We start from the raw sequence: 18,640 nt of genomic DNA on the forward strand, positions 1-18,640 counted from the left end.
CGGCCGTGCGTCGCGGAAACTTACTCTTGCGGCGGCCTCCCAGGTGGTCTGCGACACAGCAAGTTGCCGAGGTCTGTGCAGATCGTGATGTGCGGACGGGTGCGGTCCGGACGTCTCGAGCGCACGGATAGGGTGTCGACATGGCTGATTTCGATGTCGTTGTGCTCGGTGCCGGTCCTGGTGGCTACGTCGCGGCGATCCGCGCGTCGCAGCTCGGCAAGAAGGTCGCCGTCGTGGAGAAGCAGTACTGGGGCGGCGTCTGCCTCAACGTCGGCTGCATCCCGAGCAAGGCACTGCTGAAGAACGCCGAGCTCGCGCACACCCTGACGCACGAGAAGGCGAAGTACGGCATCGAGGGTGACGCGACGATGTCCTTCGGCCCGACGCATGCCCGCAGCCGCAAGGTGTCCGAGGGCATCGTCAGGGGCGTCCACTTCCTCATGAAGAAGAACAAGATCGAGGAGATCGACGGCTGGGGCACGCTGACCTCGGCGTCGTCGATGGACGTCGCTCTCAACTCCGGTGAGAAGCGCTCGATCACCTTCGACAACCTCATCCTCGCGACCGGCTCGGTCACCCGCATGATCCCGGGCGTCGAGGTCAGCAAGAACGTCGTCACCTATGAGGAGCAGATCCTCGACCCGGAGCTGCCCGGATCGATCATCATCGCCGGCTCCGGCGCCATCGGCGTCGAGTTCGCCTACGTCATGAAGAACTTCGGTGTCGACGTGACGATCGTCGAGTTCCTCGACCGGATGGTGCCCACCGAGGACGCCGACGTGTCCAAGGAGCTGCTCAAGCACTACAAGAAGCTCGGCGTCAAGGTCATGCTCGGCACGAAGGTCGAGTCCGTCGAGGACACCGGCTCGGGCGTGCGTGTCACGGTGAGCCCCGCAGCCGGCGGCGACCAGCAGGTCCTCGAGGCCGACCGCCTCCTCTCGGCGATCGGCTTCGCGCCGCGCACCGAGGGCTTCGGCCTCGAGTCGACCCGTGTCGAGCTAACCGAGCGTGGCGCGATCGCCATCGACGAGTTCGGCCGCACCAACGTGCCGAACGTCTACGCGATCGGTGACGTCACCGCCAAGCTCATGCTCGCCCACGTCGCCGAGGCGATGGGCATCGTCGCGGCCGAGACGATCGCCGGAGTCGAGACGATGGCCATCGACTTCCGCTTCATCCCGCGGGCGACCTACTGCCAGCCCCAGATCGGCTCGATGGGCCTGTCCGAGGCGCAGGCCCGCGAGGCCGGTCACGATGTCAAGACGGCGACCTTCCCCTTCTCGGCCAACGGCAAGGCGATGGGGCTCGGCGAGCCCGTGGGCTTCGTCAAGGTCATCGCCGATGCCGAGCACAACGAGATCCTCGGCGCTGCGCTGATCGGTCCGGACGTCACGGAGCTGCTCCCGGTCCTCAACCTCGCCCAGACCTGGGACCTCACCGCCGACGAGGTGTCGCGCACCGTCTTCGCGCACCCGACGCTCGGCGAGGCGGTCAAGGAAGCCGTCCACGGCATCGCCGGACACATGATCAACTTCTGAGCACCGGCTCCCGAGCCGACACAGCAGGACGCCCCCGCGGATCCCGCGGGGGCGTCCTGCACTTGCCGGTTGCTGCGACCGATCAGTACCAGTGCTTCCGGCCGCCGATGGCACGACCCGTCGCGCCGAGCACGAAGAGCACGATGCCAACGACCAGGATGATGGCGCCGATGGTCACAAGGATGCTGAGGGACTTCACCAGAAGTCCGATGATCAGCAAGATGAGTCCGAGAACGATCATGGTGTCGCTTAGCTCCTTCAAGATGGTTTCCCCGAGCAACGCATCTCATACCCACGCTGGGGCCGTCCCCGAACGTCGCAATGGTCACGAAACGGTCACGCACCCCGGTCGGGTCGATTAGGGGCCGCGCGTGGCGCGCTGTTACCCTTGGAGACGCCGTTGACCGGCCGCGGATCGATAGCGCCCAGGTGGACATGCCCTGGAGCACCGCGCAACGAGAATGAGAAGGAGTCGGTTCATCCATGCCTTTGGACGCTGACGTGAAGAAGCAGATCATGACCGAGTACGCCACGGTCGAGGGCGACACCGGCTCTCCCGAGGTCCAGATCGCGATGCTGACGCAGCGCATCAAGGACCTGACCGAGCACTCTCGGGCCCACAAGCACGACCACCACAGCCGTCGTGGTCTCCTCCTGCTGGTCGGCCGCCGCAAGCGCATGCTGCGCTACCTCGAGGCGACCGACATCGAGCGCTACCGTTCGCTGATCAAGCGACTCGGCCTGCGTCGATGAGTTCGTGACGAAAGGCGGTCACCGCGTCCTGCGGAGACCGCCTTTCGTCGTAGGTGCAGGCGTCCGACGTCCGTCGGTACCGCACCAGGGCCAGCCGGCCCGAAGAAGGAACCCCGCACACAACGACGATGTGCGTGGCACATGAGAAAAAAGAAAGCGAGGGCCCACATGGAGGGTCCAGACATCACCTTCGCCGAAGCCGTCATCGACAACGGCTCCTTCGGCACCCGCACCGTCCGCTTCGAGACGGGACGCCTGGCCAAGCAGGCCGGCGGCGCCGTCGCGGCGTACCTCGACGACGACACGATGCTGTTGTCCACCACGTCCGCCGGCAAGCAGCCCAAGGACCAGTTCGACTTCTTCCCGCTGACGGTCGACGTCGAAGAGCGCATGTATGCCATCGGCAAGATCCCCGGGAGCTTCTTCCGTCGTGAGGGTCGTCCCTCGACCGAGGCCGTGCTCACCTGCCGCCTCATCGACCGGCCGCTGCGCCCGACCTTCAAGAAGGGTCTGCGCAACGAGGTCCAGGTCGTCATCTCGGTGTTCTCCCTGAACCCCGACCACCAGTACGACGTGCTCGCGATCAACGCCGCGTCGGCCTCGACCCAGATCTCCGGTCTGCCGTTCTCCGGCCCCGTCGGTGGCGTGCGTGTCGCGCTCATCGACGGCCAGTGGGTCGCGTTCCCCAACTTCTCCGACGCCGAGCGCTCGGTGTTCGACATGGTCGTCGCCGGTCGCGTCGTCAAGCACACCGACGGCAGCGACGACGTCGCGATCATGATGGTCGAGGCCGAGTCGACCGAGTCGACGTGGGACCTCGTCAAGACCGAGGGCAAGCAGGCCCCGACCGAAGAGGTCGTCGCCGAGGGCCTCGAGGCCTCCAAGAAGTTCATCAAGGTGCTGTGCGAGGCCCAGGCCGAGCTCGCCGCCAAGGCTGCGAAGCCGGTGCAGGACTTCCCGATCTTCCTGGATTACCAGGACGACGTGTATGCCGCTGTCGAGGCGGCCGCGGCCGGTGACACCGCCGCCGCACTGACCATCGCCGGCAAGTCCGAGCGCGAGAGCCGGCTCGACGAGGTCAAGGACGCCGTCAAGGCGCAGCTGGCCGAGCAGTTCGCCGGGCGCGAGAAGGAGATCTCCGCAGCCTTCCGCTCCGTGCAGAAGAAGCTCATCCGCGAGCGCATCCTGCGCGACAAGGTCCGCATCGACGGCCGTGGCCTCGCCGACATCCGCGCCCTGGGCGCCGAGGTCGAGGTGCTCCCGCGCGTGCACGGCTCGGCGATCTTCGAGCGTGGCGAGACCCAGATCATGGGTGTCACGACGCTCAACATGCTCAAGATGGAGCAGCAGCTCGACACGCTGAGCCCCGTCACGCGCAAGCGCTACATGCACAACTACAACTTCCCGCCCTACAGCACCGGTGAGACCGGCCGCGTCGGGTCGCCGAAGCGCCGCGAGATCGGTCACGGCGCGCTCGCCGAGCGGGCCCTCATGCCGGTCCTGCCGACGCGCGAGGAGTTCCCGTACGCGATCCGTCAGGTGTCCGAGGCGCTCAGCTCCAACGGCTCGACGTCGATGGGTTCGGTCTGTGCCTCGACCCTCTCGCTGCTCAACGCCGGTGTGCCGCTGCGCGCCCCGGTCGCAGGCATCGCGATGGGCCTCGTGTCCGACACGGTCGACGGTGAGACGCGGTACGCCGCCCTGACCGACATCCTCGGTGCCGAGGACGCCTTCGGCGACATGGACTTCAAGGTCGCCGGTACCAAGGAGTTCGTCACGGCCATCCAGCTCGACACGAAGCTCGACGGCATTCCCGCCTCGGTCCTCGCCGGCGCGCTGACCCAGGCCCGCGACGCGCGTCTGCACATCCTCGACGTCATGGCCGAGGCCATCGACGTGCCCGACGAGATGAGCCCGTACGCCCCGCGCATCATCACGGTGAAGGTCCCCGTCGACAAGATCGGTGAGGTCATCGGCCCGAAGGGCAAGATGATCAACCAGATCCAGGACGACACGGGCGCCGACATCTCGATCGAGGACGACGGCACGGTGTTCATCGGTGCGGTCGACGGCCCCTCGGCCGAGGCGGCTCGCGCGGCGGTCAACGCCATCGCCAACCCGACGATGCCCGAGGTCGGGGAGCGCTTCCTGGGCACGGTCGTCAAGACGACGACCTTCGGCGCCTTCGTCTCGCTGCTGCCCGGCAAGGACGGTCTGCTGCACATCTCCGAGGTGCGCAAGCTCGTCGGTGGCAAGCGGATCGACAACGTCGACGACGTCGTCAAGATCGGCCAGAAGATCCAGGTCGAGCTCAAGGAGATCGACCCCCGCGGCAAGCTCAGCCTCGCGGCGGTCCTCCCCGAGGGTGACAGCGGCGACTCTGCGGCGGAGGCTCCGTCCACGGAGTCCGCTGACGCCTGAGCGACCTTCCGGTCACGATCGGCCCGTCACCCCAAAGGGGGTGGCGGGCCGTTCGCGTGTCCAGCGGGCGTCACGGGGTCGCGTCGTCGTCCACCCCGGAGCCCGTCCCCGAGGTGGACCGGCGGTAGCGCCCGGCCAGCCGCGCGTCCTGCTCCCACCACAGGCCGGAGCCGCCCGTGTCCGGGGACGCCGGCGTGGCCGCGCCGACCCCGCCGACCCCGCCGGTTGGGGAGGTCTCGTGGTGCGGCTGGACCGTCGCTGCCCGGGCATTCTCGTCCTCGAGGAGGTCGGAGGCGCGAGCGTCCCGCTCGTCGCTTCGCACCCACTCGAGGAAGACGGCGGCGATGACCGGCAGCCCCACCGACTCGGCCACGGCGAGCAGGGCGCCGCCGCCCAGTCGCTGGTCGAGCAGCGGGTCCGGGCCGCTGACACCACTGGAGAAGCCGGGGTAGCCGGGGGAGAGCAGCGTCGTGGCGGTCATCACCACGATGCCGGGCACGGCGTCCAGCAGGCCGTCCACGAAGGCGAGGAAGGTGCGGACCGGTGGCGTGGCCCAAGCGGGCAGCAGGTCGTCGGCGAGCAGGGGCACGACGAAGATCAGCCCCGTGCCGAGGAGGACGAGGTCGAGCACGACGCCGGCGGCCGGCGAGGTGACGGAGCGGACGAACACCGGCGTCACGAAGACGAGGAGCAGCGTGCCGGTCGCGAGCAGGGTGCTCACCGCCGGGAAGGTGAGCACCCGGGCGACCCGCCCGTGGAGGACCCGCAGCAGGACGTGGTCCCCGTCAGGGTGCAGGCGCTGGAGCACGCCGACGGGGTCGCCGAGGGCGAGGCCGATCGGCGTCACCGTCGCCAGCACCCCGACCCGGAGGGCACCGAGCCAGAAGACGTCCGCCCGGAACACCGCCGGCGCACCGCAGGTGGCGTACGCGAGGGTGCCGACGCCGAGGACGGCGTAGAGGACGATGCGCCCCGCCGCCGGTCGCGAACCGGCCCTGGCGGCGCGTCGCACGAGCAGGGCGTAGGGCACCACCGCGAGCAGGCACAGCGCCAGACCCTCGGGGTCGGCGGTCCACGCCGTGAGCAGGTCGCTCGGGGTGAAGGTGCTCACCGCTGGTGGCGCCGCCCGACCTGTGGTGGGAGCGCGGCCGCCGTCATCGCGTGTTCCCCGTGTGGCCGAGCGAGAAACGGCCGGGTTGCGGCCAGACCAGCAGCCCGTGGGGGCCCGCGTCGGTGGGGATCCGCGCGATGAGGTGGCCGTCGCGCGTGTCGATGACGTAGACCTCCGCGCTGTAGCGTCCGCTCAGCCACAGCTGTGAGCCGTCGGCGGTGACCCCGCCCATGTCGGGAGTGGCGTGGCCCGGCAGCTTCCACGTCGTCGCGGGTCGGTCGGTCGCGGCGTCGAAGACGGTGATCGATCCCTCGTCGCGGTTGGAGACGAAGAGGCGGCGCGCATCCCGGGAGGGGTAGATGCCGTGGGCGCCCATGCCGGTCTGCACGAAGTGGTCGTAGGTGAAGGTGGCCGAGTTGATGAACCACACGCCGTTGCGCAGCATGTCGGCCACCATGAACCATCGGCCGTCCGGCGTCAGCCGCACGTCCTGCGGCATCGCCGTGGCGCCCTTGGCGAGCTCGTTTCGCGGACCACCCATGGGGCTGTTGGGGGGCGTCGCGCCCGGCGTCTTCACCTGGTTGAGGTCGATGACCTTCTCCACGTGCGTGGCCGCCGCGTCGACGACGACGAGACGGCCGCTGAACTCGCAGCTGGCGACGAACGTCTTGAGGTCGGCGGTGAAGTCGGCGTGGTTGACGCCCGCGCAGGTCGGCACGGCCAGCGACCGCACGAGCTTCATCGTGTGCGCGTCGCGCACGTCGATGGCCCGGAACCGTGAGGCCATGACGAGGGCGTACTTGCCGTCGGGGGTGAAGTAGAGGTTGTAGGGGTCGCGGACCGCGACCGGCCGGCCGACCTCCCCGGTGGCCGGGTCGATGGGGGTGAGGGCATCGCCCTTGTCGGAGTTGACCCAGAGGCGGGTCATGTCCCACGTGGGCACGACGTGCTCGGGCGAGCTCGGGACCCGGACGTGCTTGATGACGCGCCGCGTGTCGGGATCGATCACCTCGAGCGTTCCCGCGACCTGGTTCGGCACGTAGACCAGCCGTTTGGCGTGCAGCGCCGCGCCGGTGAGCGCGTTGGCGCCTGCGTGCGCGTAGGGCCCCTCGGGCGCCTCCGTCGTCGTGGCGGACCGCTGCTGGGCCCCACTCGTCGGGGTGGTGGTGGGCGTGACGGGACTGGACGTCCGGATGACCGAGGTCTGGGCCTCCGCGCCCGTCTGCGGGCTCGTGCACCCGCTGGCCGCGACGGAGAGCAGGGCGGCAGCGCCCACCACGAGAAAGCGGGAGCGGCCCGCTCGTGCCCCGGTCATGCGGCCAGCCTCGTCATGGTGACGGCATGGAGGCCGCGTGAGGCAAGCCCGGCGAGGATGGTCGGCAGGGCCTCGATCGTCCCGGGGTGCCCCAGGTGCAGGCTGACGATGGATCCGGCGCGCACGGCGTCGAGCGTTCGCGCCGCGACGGCGGCGGAACCCGGGTCCTGGTAGTCCGCAGGGTCGACGTCGAAGGAGATGCAGCGCGCGTAGCCGCTGGCACGGGCGGCCGCCCTGATCGTGGGCGTCGAGGTGGGCGTGCCCGAGGGACGGAACAGGTAGGGGGAGGACCCGTCGATCGCGGCGACGGCCTTCGCGCCCTTCTCGATCTCGGCCGTGGCCGCTGCCGCCGACAGCCGGGGGAGGGTCTGGTGCGACCAGGTGTGGTTGCCGAGGTCATGGCCTGCAGCCACGATGGCGCGACCGAGCTCCGGGTGATCCGAGAGCCACGTGCCCACGGCGAAGACCGTCACGTGGGCACCGTGATCGCTGAGGATCTGGAGCGCGCGATGCGTCAGCGCCGGGTCGCCCGCACCGTGGAAGGTCAGCGCCACGGCCGGGACCGACGAGCTGCCCTGCCGGATGTCGTCGCCCGGCGTGCGCAGCACAGCGGGAACCGACGGCGCGTGCGCCGGCGAGCTGGTCGGTGCCGACGTCCCGGGCTTGGGAACCGAGGACGGGGCGGGGGCTGCAGGGCTCCCCGCGGTCGCGGACGAGGAGGGCGCCGGTCCACCGACCTCGGAACCGTTCGTCGAACAGGCAGCGAGGCCGAGGCCGACCGCGGAGGCCAGACCGCCGCCGATCAGCGCGCGGCGACCGACAACATGAGACTCTTCAGACACCAGGGCATCATGGCCCAACGCGCTGAAGGTCGGCTGGGACCACGCCGTGCGGCCCCCGCGTTCGCGGGTCACAGGATCGCCGTCGCGATGTTCCAACCGGTGCTGACCAGGGACCGAGGACCCCAGCCGCCGGAACCGTTCCCCGGGTAGAGCCACAGCTGGCCGGAACCGTCGCGCCCCAGGAGGTCGGCAGCCCGGTCGCCGGTGAGGTCACCGGCGCCGACGATCGCCGTCATGACGTTCCAGCCCGATCCGACCCGGACCCGGGGTAAGAAGCCGCCGGAACCGTTCCCAGGGCAGAGCCACAGGTAGCCCGTCGAGCTCTCCCTGGCGAGGAGGTCGGCGCGACCGTCGCCGGTGAGGTCGCCGGGTCCGACGATCGCGCTCATGACGTTCCACCCGCGGCCGACGACCACAGGGGTGCGCCACCCGCCGGTGCCGGTCCCGGCGTAGAGGTAGAGGTTGCCGTCGCTCGCGCGACGCGCGAGGAGGTCGGCTCGCTGGTCCCCGGTGAAGTCACCGGGACCCACCACGGCGTTGAAGATGTTCCACCCACGACCCACCAGGGCAGGCGGCAGGTTCCACCCTCCCGTGCCGTTGCCCTTGTAGAGCAGCAGGTCCCCGGTGGAGGTGACGCGGGCGACGACGTCGAGGGCGCCGTCACCGTTGAGGTCGCCGGCGGTGTCGATGAAGTTGAAGGCGCCCCAGCCCCTCCCGATCTCCACGCTGAGCGCGAGGGAGCCTCGACCGTCGCCGGCATAGAGCCGCAGCGAACCCGAGCTCCAGCGGGCGAGCACGTCATTGCGCCAGTCCCCGTTGAAGTCGGCCGTGCTGTTGGAGAGCGAGGACGACGGCATCGGCAAGGACGTGAAGGCGTAGGTGCCGCACGTGCGGTCGTAGTCGCGCGTCGCGTCCCACCACTGGGACAGGTACACCGTTCCGCCGGAGAAACTTGCCTGGGTGCATCGGTCGAGCGCCTCGGTCGGGTAGTCGAGGCTGCCCGCAGTAGCCCAGACCGGCACGCCGGGGAGCCACCAGTCGCCCGTGACCGCCTGCCAGCCCGCCGCGTAGGAGTAGACGCCGTAGGCGTAGCCGGCCTCCCGCAGGCCGCGCATGAGGCCTTCGATGACGTACCGGTTATCGAGGCGCTGGGCAGCCGCGGTCGAGGGCCACGGCTGGGCGGGTCGCGGCTCGACGTCGACCCACACCACCGGCGGACGCCAGCCGACCTTCGCGAGGGAGCCGACGGCATACCTCGCCTCGGCGTAGCCGACGTTGGAGAGCTGGGCCGCGCGCGTGGTCGGGCGCCAGGGGCCGCTCGAGCCGTAGGCCGTCAGCTGGGCGGAGGTGGGGAAGCCGGCCATCGTGTAGGCCTGGGCGGCCTTGGACCGGTCACGGAACCACGTGGCCTGGCTGGCGAGGCACGGGTTCTCGGTGAAGGGCAGGCCCTTCGTCAGGCCGACGACGACGAACTGCGTCGTCTCCGGCGGCATCGGCGCGCCGTATCCGCCGACCGCGGTCGGGCACTGCGGCCACGACACGTCGTTGCCGAAGAGGACCGCGGCCTGTGCGCCCGGTGCCACCCAGAGCCCCAGCGTCAGCCCGACGGCCATCAGGGGGACCAGGGCCAGACAGCGAAGCCGGCCCGGGATGCCGACGGTGGGCAGGCGCACGAACATGCGGATCACTTCCTCGGTCCCTTCCAGTGTGCGTCGGACTCCTCACTCCCCGTGGGGGAGTGTGACGCGCGAGTCCGTATGCCGTGTGCCAGGCCGGGTGCCCCACCTCCGGGGCCGAGTCGGCTCGTTAGGCTGGCCGGGTGAGCGACTCGACACCCCAGCCGTCCCGCGACACCAAGGTCGCCGTCATCGGAGCGAACGGCCGGATGGGGTCCGAGGCGGTGCGAGCCGTCGAGAGCGCTCCTGGCCTGTCCCTCGTCGGCGCCTACGGTTCCGGGGACGACCTCGGCGACCTCGGTGGGGCGGAGGTCGCCGTCGAGCTGACCGTCCCCGGCGCCTCCCCGGCCAACGTCGCCCACTGCGTCGAGCGGGGCGTCCACGTCGTCGTCGGCACCACCGGGTGGAACGACGCGCGGCTCGAGACCCTCCGCGCACAGCTCGCCGACGCACCTCCCGCTGCGACCGGCGCCGGGGTCGGAGTCCTCATCGCGCCGAACTTCGCCATCGGGGCGCTGCTCATGATGTCGTTCGCTGCCAAGGCCGCACCCTTCTTCGAGTCGGTGGAGGTCATCGAGCTGCACCACCCGGACAAGGTGGACGCCCCCTCCGGCACGGCCGCGCGCACCGCGGCGATGATCGGGCAGGCCCGGACCGCGGCCGGCTGCACACCTCCGCCGGACGCGACGACGCACGACCCCGACGGCGCCCGCGGCGCCCGGGTGGACGGCATACCCGTGCACTCCGTGAGGTTGCGGGGGCTCACGGCCCACCAGGAGGTGCTGCTCGGCAACGCGGGGGAGCTGCTGACGCTGCGACACGACTCGTTCGACCGGGTCAGCTTCATGCCGGGCGTCATCGCCGCGGTGCGCGCCGTGGGAGACCACCCCGGCCTGACCGTCGGGCTCGAGCACTACCTCGGACTGGCCTGAGCCGGTTCGAGCACCAGTCGAGTCTGCCGTGGCCATCCCGAAGGTCGTCCTCTTCTATGCGTTCCGTCCGCTCGCCGACCCCGAGGCTTTGCGCCTGTGGCAGCGCGACCTCTGCGAGGGCCTGGGCCTGCGCGGCCGGATCCTGCTGTCCCCACACGGGATCAACGCCACGGTCGGCGGCGACGTGACGGTCCTCAAGACCTACGTCCGCAAGACGCGGGAGTATGCGCCGTTCCATGACATCGACGTGAAGTGGAGTGACGGGACCCGGCTGGACGACCGAGGCCGCAGCCTGGACTTCCCGCGGCTGGTCGTCAAGGTCCGTGAGGAGCTCGTGTCGTTCGGGGTCCCCGACGAGGTCGTCGTGGACGCGCAGGGCGTCGTCGGTGGCGGCACCCGGCTGCGCCCCGAGGAGCTCGACGCGCTCGTCGCCCAGCGCGGTGACGAGGTGGTGCTCTTCGACGGACGCAACGCCGTCGAGGCACAGGTCGGGCGTTTCCGGGGCGCAGTCGTGCCGGACATCCGGCGCACGAGCGACTTCGTCCGCGAGCTGGACGCGGGTCGCTGGGACGAGCTCAAGGGCCGTCCGGTCGTCACCTACTGCACGGGCGGCATCCGGTGCGAGGTGCTGACGCGCCTCATGCGCTCACGTGGCTTCGACGAGGTCTACCAGCTCGACGGCGGCATCGTGCGCTACGGCGAGGAGCGGGGAGACCGTGGGCTCTGGGAGGGTCACCTCTACGTCTTCGACGAGCGGATGACCGTGGGCTTCGGCGACGATGCCGTCCACCGTGCCGCCTGCCACGTCTGCGGCGCGCCGACGAGTCGCCTGCACAACCGCGAGGACCTGCCGGGGCGGCCGCTCCAGCCGGTGTGCGACGCCCACGCGTGAGCGTGAGCGTCGGCAGGGGTCGGAGCGCTCAGTCGTCGAGCAGCTCGGCCGGGGCGCGCATCCGCCAGGCGTCCGTGACGAGCTCGGCGAGCCGGTCGGTGTCGACCTGCTCGAGACGGAGCATGACGAGCGGGGCGCCGTCGTAGGCGGGCGTCGTGAAGAAGCGCTCCGGCTCCCCGAGCACGAGGGCCTGCTTCTCGGCCTCGTCGCCGACGTAGAGCACCGCGATGTCGGTGCGGATGACCCGTCGCTGCCCCGGGCGCCGCTCGGGCCAGGACCACACGAAGCCCTTGTTGCCGACCCGGAAGTCGAAGCCGTTGCTGGCCATCTCCTCGACCCCGGGCAGCGTCAGGGCCAGGCGACGGACGTCGTCGGCGTCGGCCATCGGCTCAGGCCCAGCCCAGGGCCCGCAGCACGGCTGCGGTGGCGGCGCCCAACGCGACGACGACGATGAACGGCGCACGAAGCAGGAGCGCCACCACCGCGACCGCCACGGCGACGGCGCGGGCATCGAGCACGAGGACGCCGCCCGCCCCGGTGAACGCCTGGGTGGCGACCAGTGCGGCCAGCAGCGCGATGGGCAGCGCGCCCGTGATGCGCCGCACGCGCGGGGCGTCGAGCAGGTGAGCAGGCACGAGGTGGCCGGCGAGCTTGAGCGCGAAGGCGATGCCGGCGGCGAGCAGCAGGGAGGTCCACAGGCTCACGGCGCCTCCCTCCGCGGCGTCCGCCAGGCCAGGAGCGAGGCGGCCGCCGCCGCGACGACGGGAATGCCGGGCGGCATCGTCGGTGACAGCACGACCGCCACCACGGCGCCCACGACGGCGATGGCGACCGCGTCCCGGTTGCGCAGTCGCGGCCACAGCAGGGCGGTGAACGCAGCGCACGCCGCGGCATCGAGACCGTAGGTGCGCGGGTCCCCGATGAGGTTGCCGATGAGGGCCCCGGCGAGGGTGGTGAGGTTCCACAGAGCGAATACCGTCAGGCCGGTGACCCAGAAGCCGAGGCGGGAGATGCGCGCATCGTCCTGGGCCACGGCCACGGCGGTGGACTCGTCGATGGTCAGATGGGCCGCGGCAACCCGGCGTGGCCCGCGCGCCCCGAGCAGGTGCGTCAGCTCCAGGGCGTAGAGGCCGTTGCGGATGCCGAGCATCGAGGACGCCGCGATCGCCGCCGGCGCAGCGTGCAGCCCGTTGGCGATGATGCCGACGAAGGCGAACTGCGAGCCGCCGGTGAACATCAGCAGCGACAGCGCCATCGCCTGCCACGTGTCCAGCCCGGCAGCGACCGCGAGCGCCCCGAAGCTGATGCCGTAGGCGCCGGTCGCGATGCCCACCGACAGCGCCTGGCGCACGACGGTGCGCCGTGCCCCCGGGTCAGCGGTGCCGAAGTCTGCCGCCGCGGTCACGCCCGCTCCAGGTCCTCGCCGTCTACGCCGTCCCCGCCATCCCCGCCATCCTCGCCGTCCTCGGCGTCGACGACGGCCGCCGACAGGCGGATCTCACCGGTGGTGCCACCGTCCTGCGCCACCACTCGCTCGCGGTGCGCGCCGTCGGCCACCATGCCGGCGGCGGTGAGGAAGCCGCGCGTGGAGTCGTCGCTCGCCAGCACCCACGCGGCGAGCTCGGCCCGGCCACGGGCGCGCGTCGTGTCGACGACCGCGTGCAGCAACCGTGAGCCGTGCCCCTGGCGCCGCGCTTCGGGGTGCACCCCGAGCACGAGAAGCTCGGCCGTGCCGGGATCGGCGTCGGCGTCGTTGGAGGCGCCGACCGCCGCGAACCCGACGACCTGCTCGCCCGCGCAGGCGACGAGCAGCACGCCGTCGCCGGACTGCGCGCCCTCGAGCGTCGCGCGCCAGGCGTTCCCGAAGGCCCGCGGCTCGAACGTCGCGAGGACCTCGGGTGCGAGCGTGGCGGCATACGCCTCCCGGAAGACGACGGCCTGCACCAGCCCCACGGCGGGGGCGTCCGAGACGCGGGCGACCCGGACCGACGCGTCGGCGACGGGCCCGCGCTCGTGCCCGTGGTCGTGCCCGTGGTCGTGCTGATGTCCATTCGCGTGCTCGTGTGCCACACCGGCATCCTCTCAGGCGAGGACGGGCCCGTTGTCCGCCCCGGCCCACCCCGGCTTTGGACGCCCCCCGTCCCATCTCGCATACTGGACTCATGTATGGCAACGACGTCATCGACCCGAACGAACCGCTGAACGCGGCCGAGACCGACGCCTATGACGCGTCGGCGGTGCACGAGGACCAGCGAGACACGGTCGGGAACGACTTCGACGCCCTGATCGCAGCCGACCAGCGCATCGAACCGCGCGACGCGATGCCCGACACGTACCGCGAGACCCTGATCCGCCAGATCGCCCAGCACGCGCACTCCGAGATCATCGGCATGCAGCCCGAGGGCAACTGGATCACCCGCGCCCCGTCCCTGCGCCGCAAGGCGATCCTCATCGCGAAGGTCCAGGACGAGGCCGGGCACGGGCTCTACCTCTACTCGGCCGCCGAGACCCTCGGCATCGACCGGCAGGAGCTGCTCGACCGACTGCACAGCGGCAATCAGAAGTACTCCTCGATCTTCAACTACCCGACGCTGACGTGGGCCGACTGCGGCGCCATCGGCTGGCTCGTCGACGGCGCGGCGATCATGAACCAGGTGCCGCTCTGCCGGTGCTCCTACGGCCCCTACGCCCGCGCCATGATCCGCGTCTGCAAGGAGGAGTCCTTCCACCAGCGGCAGGGCTTCGAGATCCTCTGGAACCTCATGCGCGGCACCGAGGCCCAGCAGGCGATGGCCCAGGACGCTGCCAACCGGTGGTGGTGGCCCGCGCTCGCGATGTTCGGCCCGCCCGACACCGGCGAGGCTGCCACCAAGGGTGGTCACACCGAACAGTCGATGGCGTGGGGCATCAAGCGCTTCAGCAACGACGACCTGCGCCAGAAGTTCGTCGACATGATGGTCCCGCAGGCCGAGAAGCTCGGAATCGTCCTGCCCGACCCCCAGCTGCGCTGGAACGAGGAGCGCGGCCACTACGACTTCGGCGAGATCGACTGGGACGAGTTCTGGCAGGTGCTGCGCGGTGACGGCCCCTGCAACGCCGAGCGCATCGAGCACCGCCGCCGCGCCCACGACGAGGGCGCCTGGGTCCGCGAGGCGGCCAACGCGTACGCCGCCAAGCACCCCGCCAAGCACGAGGAGAGTGCCGCGTGAGCGGAGTCGACACCACGCCGACGAGTGCGACGACCCCGGCGCCGCCGGCGACTCCGTCCGAGCGCAGCTGGCCGCTGTGGGAGGTCTTCGTGCGCGGGAAGCGCGGACTGTCGCACGTGCACGTGGGGTCCCTCCACGCGCCGGACGCCGAGCTCGCCCTGCGCAACGCCCGCGACGTCTACACCCGGCGCCAGGAGGGCGTCTCGATCTGGGTCGTCAAGGCCGACGACGTCACCGCGAGCAGTCCGTCCGAGAAGGACTCGTTCTTCGACCCGGCCGGCGACAAGATCTACCGGCACCCGACGTTCTACGACGTGCCCGAGGATGTCGAGTACCTATGAGCGACCATGTGACCGAGGCTGCGACCTCCGCCTCGGAGTCCGCGCAGCGTGAGCCCCTGCCGGGCGCCGCCGAGAACACCGGCGCCGACCCCGGCTCGAAGCCGTACGCCGGCTACCTCCTCGGCCTCGCCGACGACGCGATGGTCTACGCCCAGCGTCTGGGCGAGTGGATGACGAATGCCCCGCAGATCGAGGAGGACATGGCGCTCGGCAACATCGCGCTCGACCTCCTGGGCCAGGCGCGCGGCCTCTACCCCTACGTCGGCTCGATCGACGGTACCGGGCGCGGCGAGGACGACTTCGCCATGCTGCGCGACGAGCGCGAGTGGCACAACGTCCACCTCGTCGAGCAGGAGCGCGGCGACTTCGCCGACGAGATGGCCCGGTTGCTGTGGTTCTCGGCCTACCAGGTCGAGCTCCACACGGCCCTGGCCGGATCGACCGATGACATCGTCGCGGGCGTCTCGGGCAAGGCGCTCAAGGAGGTGCGCTACCACCTCGACCACGCCTCGCTCTGGGTCGTGCGCCTCGGTGACGGGACCGAGGAGTCCTCCCGCCGCATGCAGGCCGCCCTCGACCGCGTGCTGCCCTACCTCGCGGAGCTCTTCGACGACGACGAGGCGTCGGTGCTCGCCGCCCGTCTCGGCGCCGGCGTGCTGCCCTCGACCCTGCACCAGGCTGTCGTCGACCGGGTCGCGCGCGTCGTCGAGCAGGCGACCCTGACGCTGCCCGACGGGTCACGGTGGCGCTCGCGGGGCGGCCGTGCCGGCATCCACTCGCGGCCCATGGGCTACCTCCTCGCCGAGATGCAGCACATCGCGCGCTCCCATCCCGGCGCGACGTGGTGAGTGTCGTGGCGGCGGAATCTGCTGTCGCACAGGTGATCTCGCGCATCCCGGACCCCGAGGTGCCGGTCATCAGCATCGCCGACCTGGGCATCCTCCGGTCGGTCGACGTCGACGAACAGGCGCACACCGTCGTGGTGACGATCACCCCCACCTACAGCGGCTGCCCCGCCATGGAGGCCATCGCGTCCCGCATCGTCTTCGAGTCCGCCCGCCAGGGGTATGCCGCCGACGTGCACACCCAGCTGTCGCCGGCGTGGACGACCGACTGGATGAGCGACGAGGGCCGAGCAGCCCTGCAGCGGTTCGGGATCGCCCCGCCCGGGCCGGTGCCGACGGGCGAGGCGCACGGCCCGGTCGCCGTGACCCTCAGCCGTCACGTCGTCGCGTGCCCACACTGCGGGTCCACCGACACCTCCGAGATCGCCCACTTCGGTTCGACCGCCTGCAAGGCCCTGCGCCGGTGCAACGCGTGCCTCGAGCCCTTCGACGAGTTCAAGGCCATCTGAATGACCGACGTCACCACCCCGGCCGCGGCCGAGCTCTCTTCGACCACGCCGACCGCCGCGGCCGCGCGCCACCGGGCGCGCTTCCATCCCCTCGCCGTCTCCTCGGTCGAGCGGTTGACGGAGGACGCGGTCGCCGTGACCTTCGCCGTGCCGGAGGAGCTCGTCGACGAGTTCGCGTTCGAGCCCGGGCAGCACCTGACGCTCCGCGCGACGATCAACGGCGAGGACGTGCGCCAGTCCTACTCGATCTGCCAGTCACGTCGCGCCGACCCCGCCGGGCGTCGACTCCGGGTCGCTGCCGCGCGCGTGCCCGAGGGCCGGATGTCGAACTGGCTCAACGACGTCGTCTCGCCCGGCGACGTCGTCGAGGTCATGACCCCGCAGGGTTCCTTCACGTGCGCGACCCGGGCGGACGGCATACGCCATCACGTCGCGATCGCCGCCGGCTCCGGGATCACGCCGGTGCTCTCGCTGCTGACGAGCGCCCTGGAGGACGAGCCCGGCTCGCGCGCGACGCTGCTCTTCGGCAACCGGCGCACGAGCTCGATCATGTTCCTCGAGGAGCTCGAGGACCTGAAGAACCGCTTCCCCGGCCGCTTCCACCTGATCAACGTGCTGTCCCGCGAGGCCCAGGACGTCGAGCTCTTCCACGGTCGGCTCGACACCGAGCGCCTCGCGACGATCTTCGGCTCGCTCCTGCCGGTCGGGTCGGTCGACGAGTGGTACCTCTGCGGGCCGTTCGGCATGGTCACCGGCGCGGAGGCGTTGCTGACGGGACGCGGCGTCGACCCGCGCCACATCCACCACGAGATCTTCCACGTCGCCGACGGGACCGAACCGAAGCGCAAGGTCGTCGTCGACGCCGGGGCACCGCCCGAGGCCACGGTCACCGTCAACCTCGACGGGCGCACGACGGTCATCCCGATGCCGAGCCGTGAGGAGACGATCCTCGACGCGACGCTGCGGGCCCGGCCCGATGCGCCCTTCTCGTGCACCAACGGCGTCTGCGGCACCTGCCGCGCGCGACTCGTGTCGGGTGAGGTGCGGATGGACCGCAACTACGCGCTGGAGCCCGAGGAGGTGGCTGCCGGCATCGTGCTCGCCTGCCAGAGCCACCCGGTCACCGACGCGGTCAGCCTCGACTACGACGCCTGACGCCGGGTCTCACCAGCGCTGTGTGCACTAATCGGCGTCCTGGCCCCGACCGGTGCACACACGACGGTGAGTCACGCCGCCTTCCGCCCCACGATCGTGCAGTCTCGCCGCCTGCACGGCACGACTGATCCCGTCCAGCCGCGGGCACGCAGCAGCTCGCCGAGCTCCGCCGCCAGGTCACACGGAGTCACGGCGACGTCGGACCAGAACGCCCGGACCGTCAACAGGCCATGTCGCGCCGACTTCCGGTCTCGTATACCGTCGCGGACCCGGGCGCCCCACCCCTCGTGCCCGAGCCTGCCGTCCACCTCGAGCACGAGCTGCTCGGCGAGGTAGAGGTTGTCGCACCGCCTGCGCTCGCCGAGGTGGTACTGACGCAGCGCCGTCGGTAGTCCGTGGGCCCGCTCGACATCGCGGATGAAGCGCACCTCCGCGGGGCTCTCGGCTCCCGCGCCGACGTCGGCGAGGCACTCGCGGAGCAGGGCCCGATGCGTCTGGTCGGGGCGTTCCTGTAGGGCCGCCGCGAGACGGGCTTCGTCAGTGAGCCAACGCTGGCAGGCGAGCGTCGCGAGACCGAGCACCCGGTCGAGGGGCGTCCGCATGCCGAGGTCGAGGACGGTGTGCGGGACGGTGGTGCGGTGCGGCCACGCCCAGTCGTCGACCCGGTCGGCGAATCGCCTCGACCGCGTGACCTGGATGCCGGCACGGGTGCTCGCCCTCCGCCCGGCCGGCACCACCACGTGGACCGCGTCCGGCTCGCGCCGTTCCAAACCCCACGCCAAGGCCGCGCTGGGTCCGGCAAGCGCCACCGGGGTCCCGACGAAGAGCAGCGCTGCGACAGCGCGGACCTCCCAGTCGTCGCGACCCGGCAGCGTCAGGTAGACCCCCGGATGGGGCGCGGCCCAGCGGCCGGAGGTCACCGCCCAGCGGATGGCCTCGTCGCTGATGCCGGCGCGGTGCGCCTGAGCCCGGGTGAGCAGACCCGCCTGACCGCCAACCTGGGCGCGTAGCCGCGGCAACTGCTCCAGGACCCGGTCGGCGCGCATGTGCCCAGCGTGCCGAGGTTGGCGTGCGAACGGCCCCAGTCATCCACACCGGAGA

The 18,640-nt window shown here is 71.1% G+C and carries 20 protein-coding genes; 10 read left to right on the forward strand and 10 right to left on the reverse strand.

Features of this window, described 5'->3' with window-relative positions:
• The first annotated feature begins 140 nt into the window (after positions 1-140).
• Complete coding sequence (lpdA, locus tag AB4030_RS09785; protein WP_442279022.1) at positions 141-1,538, forward strand: dihydrolipoyl dehydrogenase; 1,398 nt, start codon at positions 141-143, stop codon at positions 1,536-1,538.
• 82 nt (positions 1,539-1,620) lie between these two features.
• On the opposite strand, the gene AB4030_RS09790 is transcribed toward lpdA, so the two are convergent.
• Entirely contained in the window at positions 1,621-1,779 is a 159-nt protein-coding gene (locus tag AB4030_RS09790) for a DUF6131 family protein (RefSeq protein ID WP_442279023.1), read from the reverse strand.
• A gap of 242 nt (positions 1,780-2,021) precedes the next feature.
• On the opposite strand from AB4030_RS09790, the gene rpsO reads away from it, so the two are divergent.
• Both rpsO and AB4030_RS09800 read left to right on the forward strand, forming a co-directional pair.
• On the forward strand, positions 2,022-2,291 hold the full coding sequence (gene rpsO / locus AB4030_RS09795; protein WP_030146552.1) for a 30S ribosomal protein S15: 270 nt from the start codon (positions 2,022-2,024) through the stop codon (positions 2,289-2,291).
• A gap of 168 nt (positions 2,292-2,459) precedes the next feature.
• Positions 2,460-4,712 carry a polyribonucleotide nucleotidyltransferase gene (locus tag AB4030_RS09800; protein WP_442279024.1) on the forward strand — a complete coding sequence of 751 codons (2,253 nt, stop codon included), beginning with the start codon at positions 2,460-2,462 and terminating at the stop codon, positions 4,710-4,712.
• Positions 4,713-4,782: 70 nt separating this feature from the next.
• On the opposite strand, the gene AB4030_RS09805 is transcribed toward AB4030_RS09800, so the two are convergent.
• The 4 genes from AB4030_RS09805 to AB4030_RS09820 all read right to left on the reverse strand — a co-directional run bounded on the left by AB4030_RS09805 (position 4,783) and on the right by AB4030_RS09820 (position 9,659).
• Complete coding sequence (locus AB4030_RS09805; RefSeq protein WP_442279025.1) at positions 4,783-5,823, reverse strand: cytochrome c oxidase assembly protein; 1,041 nt, start codon at positions 5,821-5,823, stop codon at positions 4,783-4,785.
• 43 nt (positions 5,824-5,866) lie between these two features.
• The gene (locus tag AB4030_RS09810; protein WP_442279026.1) at positions 5,867-7,138 is read right to left on the reverse strand and encodes a YncE family protein; all 1,272 of its coding nucleotides are present in this window, start codon (positions 7,136-7,138) and stop codon (positions 5,867-5,869) included.
• Entirely contained in the window at positions 7,135-7,746 is a 612-nt protein-coding gene (locus tag AB4030_RS09815; RefSeq protein WP_442279027.1) for a polysaccharide deacetylase family protein, read from the reverse strand. The genes AB4030_RS09810 and AB4030_RS09815 overlap by 4 nt, the downstream gene beginning before the upstream one ends.
• Positions 7,747-8,048: 302 nt before the next feature.
• The gene (locus tag AB4030_RS09820) at positions 8,049-9,659 is read right to left on the reverse strand and encodes an FG-GAP-like repeat-containing protein (protein ID WP_442279115.1); all 1,611 of its coding nucleotides are present in this window, start codon (positions 9,657-9,659) and stop codon (positions 8,049-8,051) included.
• A gap of 140 nt (positions 9,660-9,799) precedes the next feature.
• Here AB4030_RS09820 and dapB point away from each other — a divergent pair, with 140 nt between their 5' ends.
• Both dapB and trhO read left to right on the forward strand, forming a co-directional pair.
• On the forward strand, positions 9,800-10,588 hold the full coding sequence (dapB, locus tag AB4030_RS09825; RefSeq protein WP_442279028.1) for a 4-hydroxy-tetrahydrodipicolinate reductase: 789 nt from the start codon (positions 9,800-9,802) through the stop codon (positions 10,586-10,588).
• Positions 10,589-10,616: 28 nt separating this feature from the next.
• A complete protein-coding gene (gene trhO / locus AB4030_RS09830; RefSeq protein WP_442279029.1) occupies positions 10,617-11,480 on the forward strand; it encodes an oxygen-dependent tRNA uridine(34) hydroxylase TrhO in 864 nt (287 codons plus the stop codon).
• A gap of 28 nt (positions 11,481-11,508) precedes the next feature.
• Here trhO and AB4030_RS09835 read toward each other — a convergent pair whose 3' ends face one another.
• The 4 genes from AB4030_RS09835 to AB4030_RS09850 are packed head-to-tail and all read right to left on the reverse strand — an operon-like array spanning position 11,509 to position 13,550.
• A complete protein-coding gene (locus AB4030_RS09835) occupies positions 11,509-11,865 on the reverse strand; it encodes an MmcQ/YjbR family DNA-binding protein (RefSeq protein ID WP_442279030.1) in 357 nt (118 codons plus the stop codon).
• A 4-nt stretch (positions 11,866-11,869) separates the two neighbouring features.
• Positions 11,870-12,184: an AzlD domain-containing protein gene (locus AB4030_RS09840; protein WP_442279031.1), complete on the reverse strand. Its 315-nt coding sequence runs from the start codon at positions 12,182-12,184 to the stop codon at positions 11,870-11,872.
• The gene (locus AB4030_RS09845; protein ID WP_442279032.1) at positions 12,181-12,885 is read right to left on the reverse strand and encodes an AzlC family ABC transporter permease; all 705 of its coding nucleotides are present in this window, start codon (positions 12,883-12,885) and stop codon (positions 12,181-12,183) included. The genes AB4030_RS09840 and AB4030_RS09845 overlap by 4 nt, the downstream gene beginning before the upstream one ends.
• Complete coding sequence (locus tag AB4030_RS09850; RefSeq protein WP_442279033.1) at positions 12,882-13,550, reverse strand: GNAT family N-acetyltransferase; 669 nt, start codon at positions 13,548-13,550, stop codon at positions 12,882-12,884. Before AB4030_RS09850 ends, AB4030_RS09845 begins: the two co-directional genes overlap by 4 nt.
• Before the next feature lie 92 nt (positions 13,551-13,642).
• On the opposite strand from AB4030_RS09850, the gene paaA reads away from it, so the two are divergent.
• Genes paaA through paaE form a run of 5 tightly spaced genes read left to right on the forward strand, consistent with a single transcriptional unit; the run spans position 13,643 to position 17,539 of the window.
• Positions 13,643-14,689, forward strand: coding sequence for a 1,2-phenylacetyl-CoA epoxidase subunit PaaA (gene paaA / locus AB4030_RS09855; RefSeq protein ID WP_442279034.1), 1,047 nt, complete (start codon positions 13,643-13,645; stop codon positions 14,687-14,689).
• The gene (paaB, locus tag AB4030_RS09860) at positions 14,686-15,030 is read left to right on the forward strand and encodes a 1,2-phenylacetyl-CoA epoxidase subunit PaaB (RefSeq protein WP_442279035.1); all 345 of its coding nucleotides are present in this window, start codon (positions 14,686-14,688) and stop codon (positions 15,028-15,030) included. Before paaA ends, paaB begins: the two co-directional genes overlap by 4 nt.
• Positions 15,027-15,878: a 1,2-phenylacetyl-CoA epoxidase subunit PaaC gene (gene paaC / locus AB4030_RS09865; RefSeq protein WP_442279036.1), complete on the forward strand. Its 852-nt coding sequence runs from the start codon at positions 15,027-15,029 to the stop codon at positions 15,876-15,878. Before paaB ends, paaC begins: the two co-directional genes overlap by 4 nt.
• Positions 15,872-16,384 carry a 1,2-phenylacetyl-CoA epoxidase subunit PaaD gene (gene paaD / locus AB4030_RS09870; RefSeq protein WP_442279037.1) on the forward strand — a complete coding sequence of 171 codons (513 nt, stop codon included), beginning with the start codon at positions 15,872-15,874 and terminating at the stop codon, positions 16,382-16,384. Before paaC ends, paaD begins: the two co-directional genes overlap by 7 nt.
• Positions 16,385-17,539, forward strand: a complete 1,155-nt coding sequence (paaE, locus tag AB4030_RS09875) for a 1,2-phenylacetyl-CoA epoxidase subunit PaaE (protein ID WP_442279038.1) — start codon at positions 16,385-16,387, stop codon at positions 17,537-17,539.
• Between the two features lie 71 nt (positions 17,540-17,610).
• On the opposite strand, the gene AB4030_RS09880 is transcribed toward paaE, so the two are convergent.
• Positions 17,611-18,585, reverse strand: coding sequence for a type IV toxin-antitoxin system AbiEi family antitoxin domain-containing protein (locus tag AB4030_RS09880; RefSeq protein WP_442279039.1), 975 nt, complete (start codon positions 18,583-18,585; stop codon positions 17,611-17,613).
• Between the last annotated feature and the right edge of the window lie 55 nt (positions 18,586-18,640).

The organism is Terrabacter sp. 2YAF2 (assembly GCF_052114705.1).
In the GTDB taxonomy this organism is placed as follows: domain Bacteria; phylum Actinomycetota; class Actinomycetes; order Actinomycetales; family Dermatophilaceae; genus Terrabacter.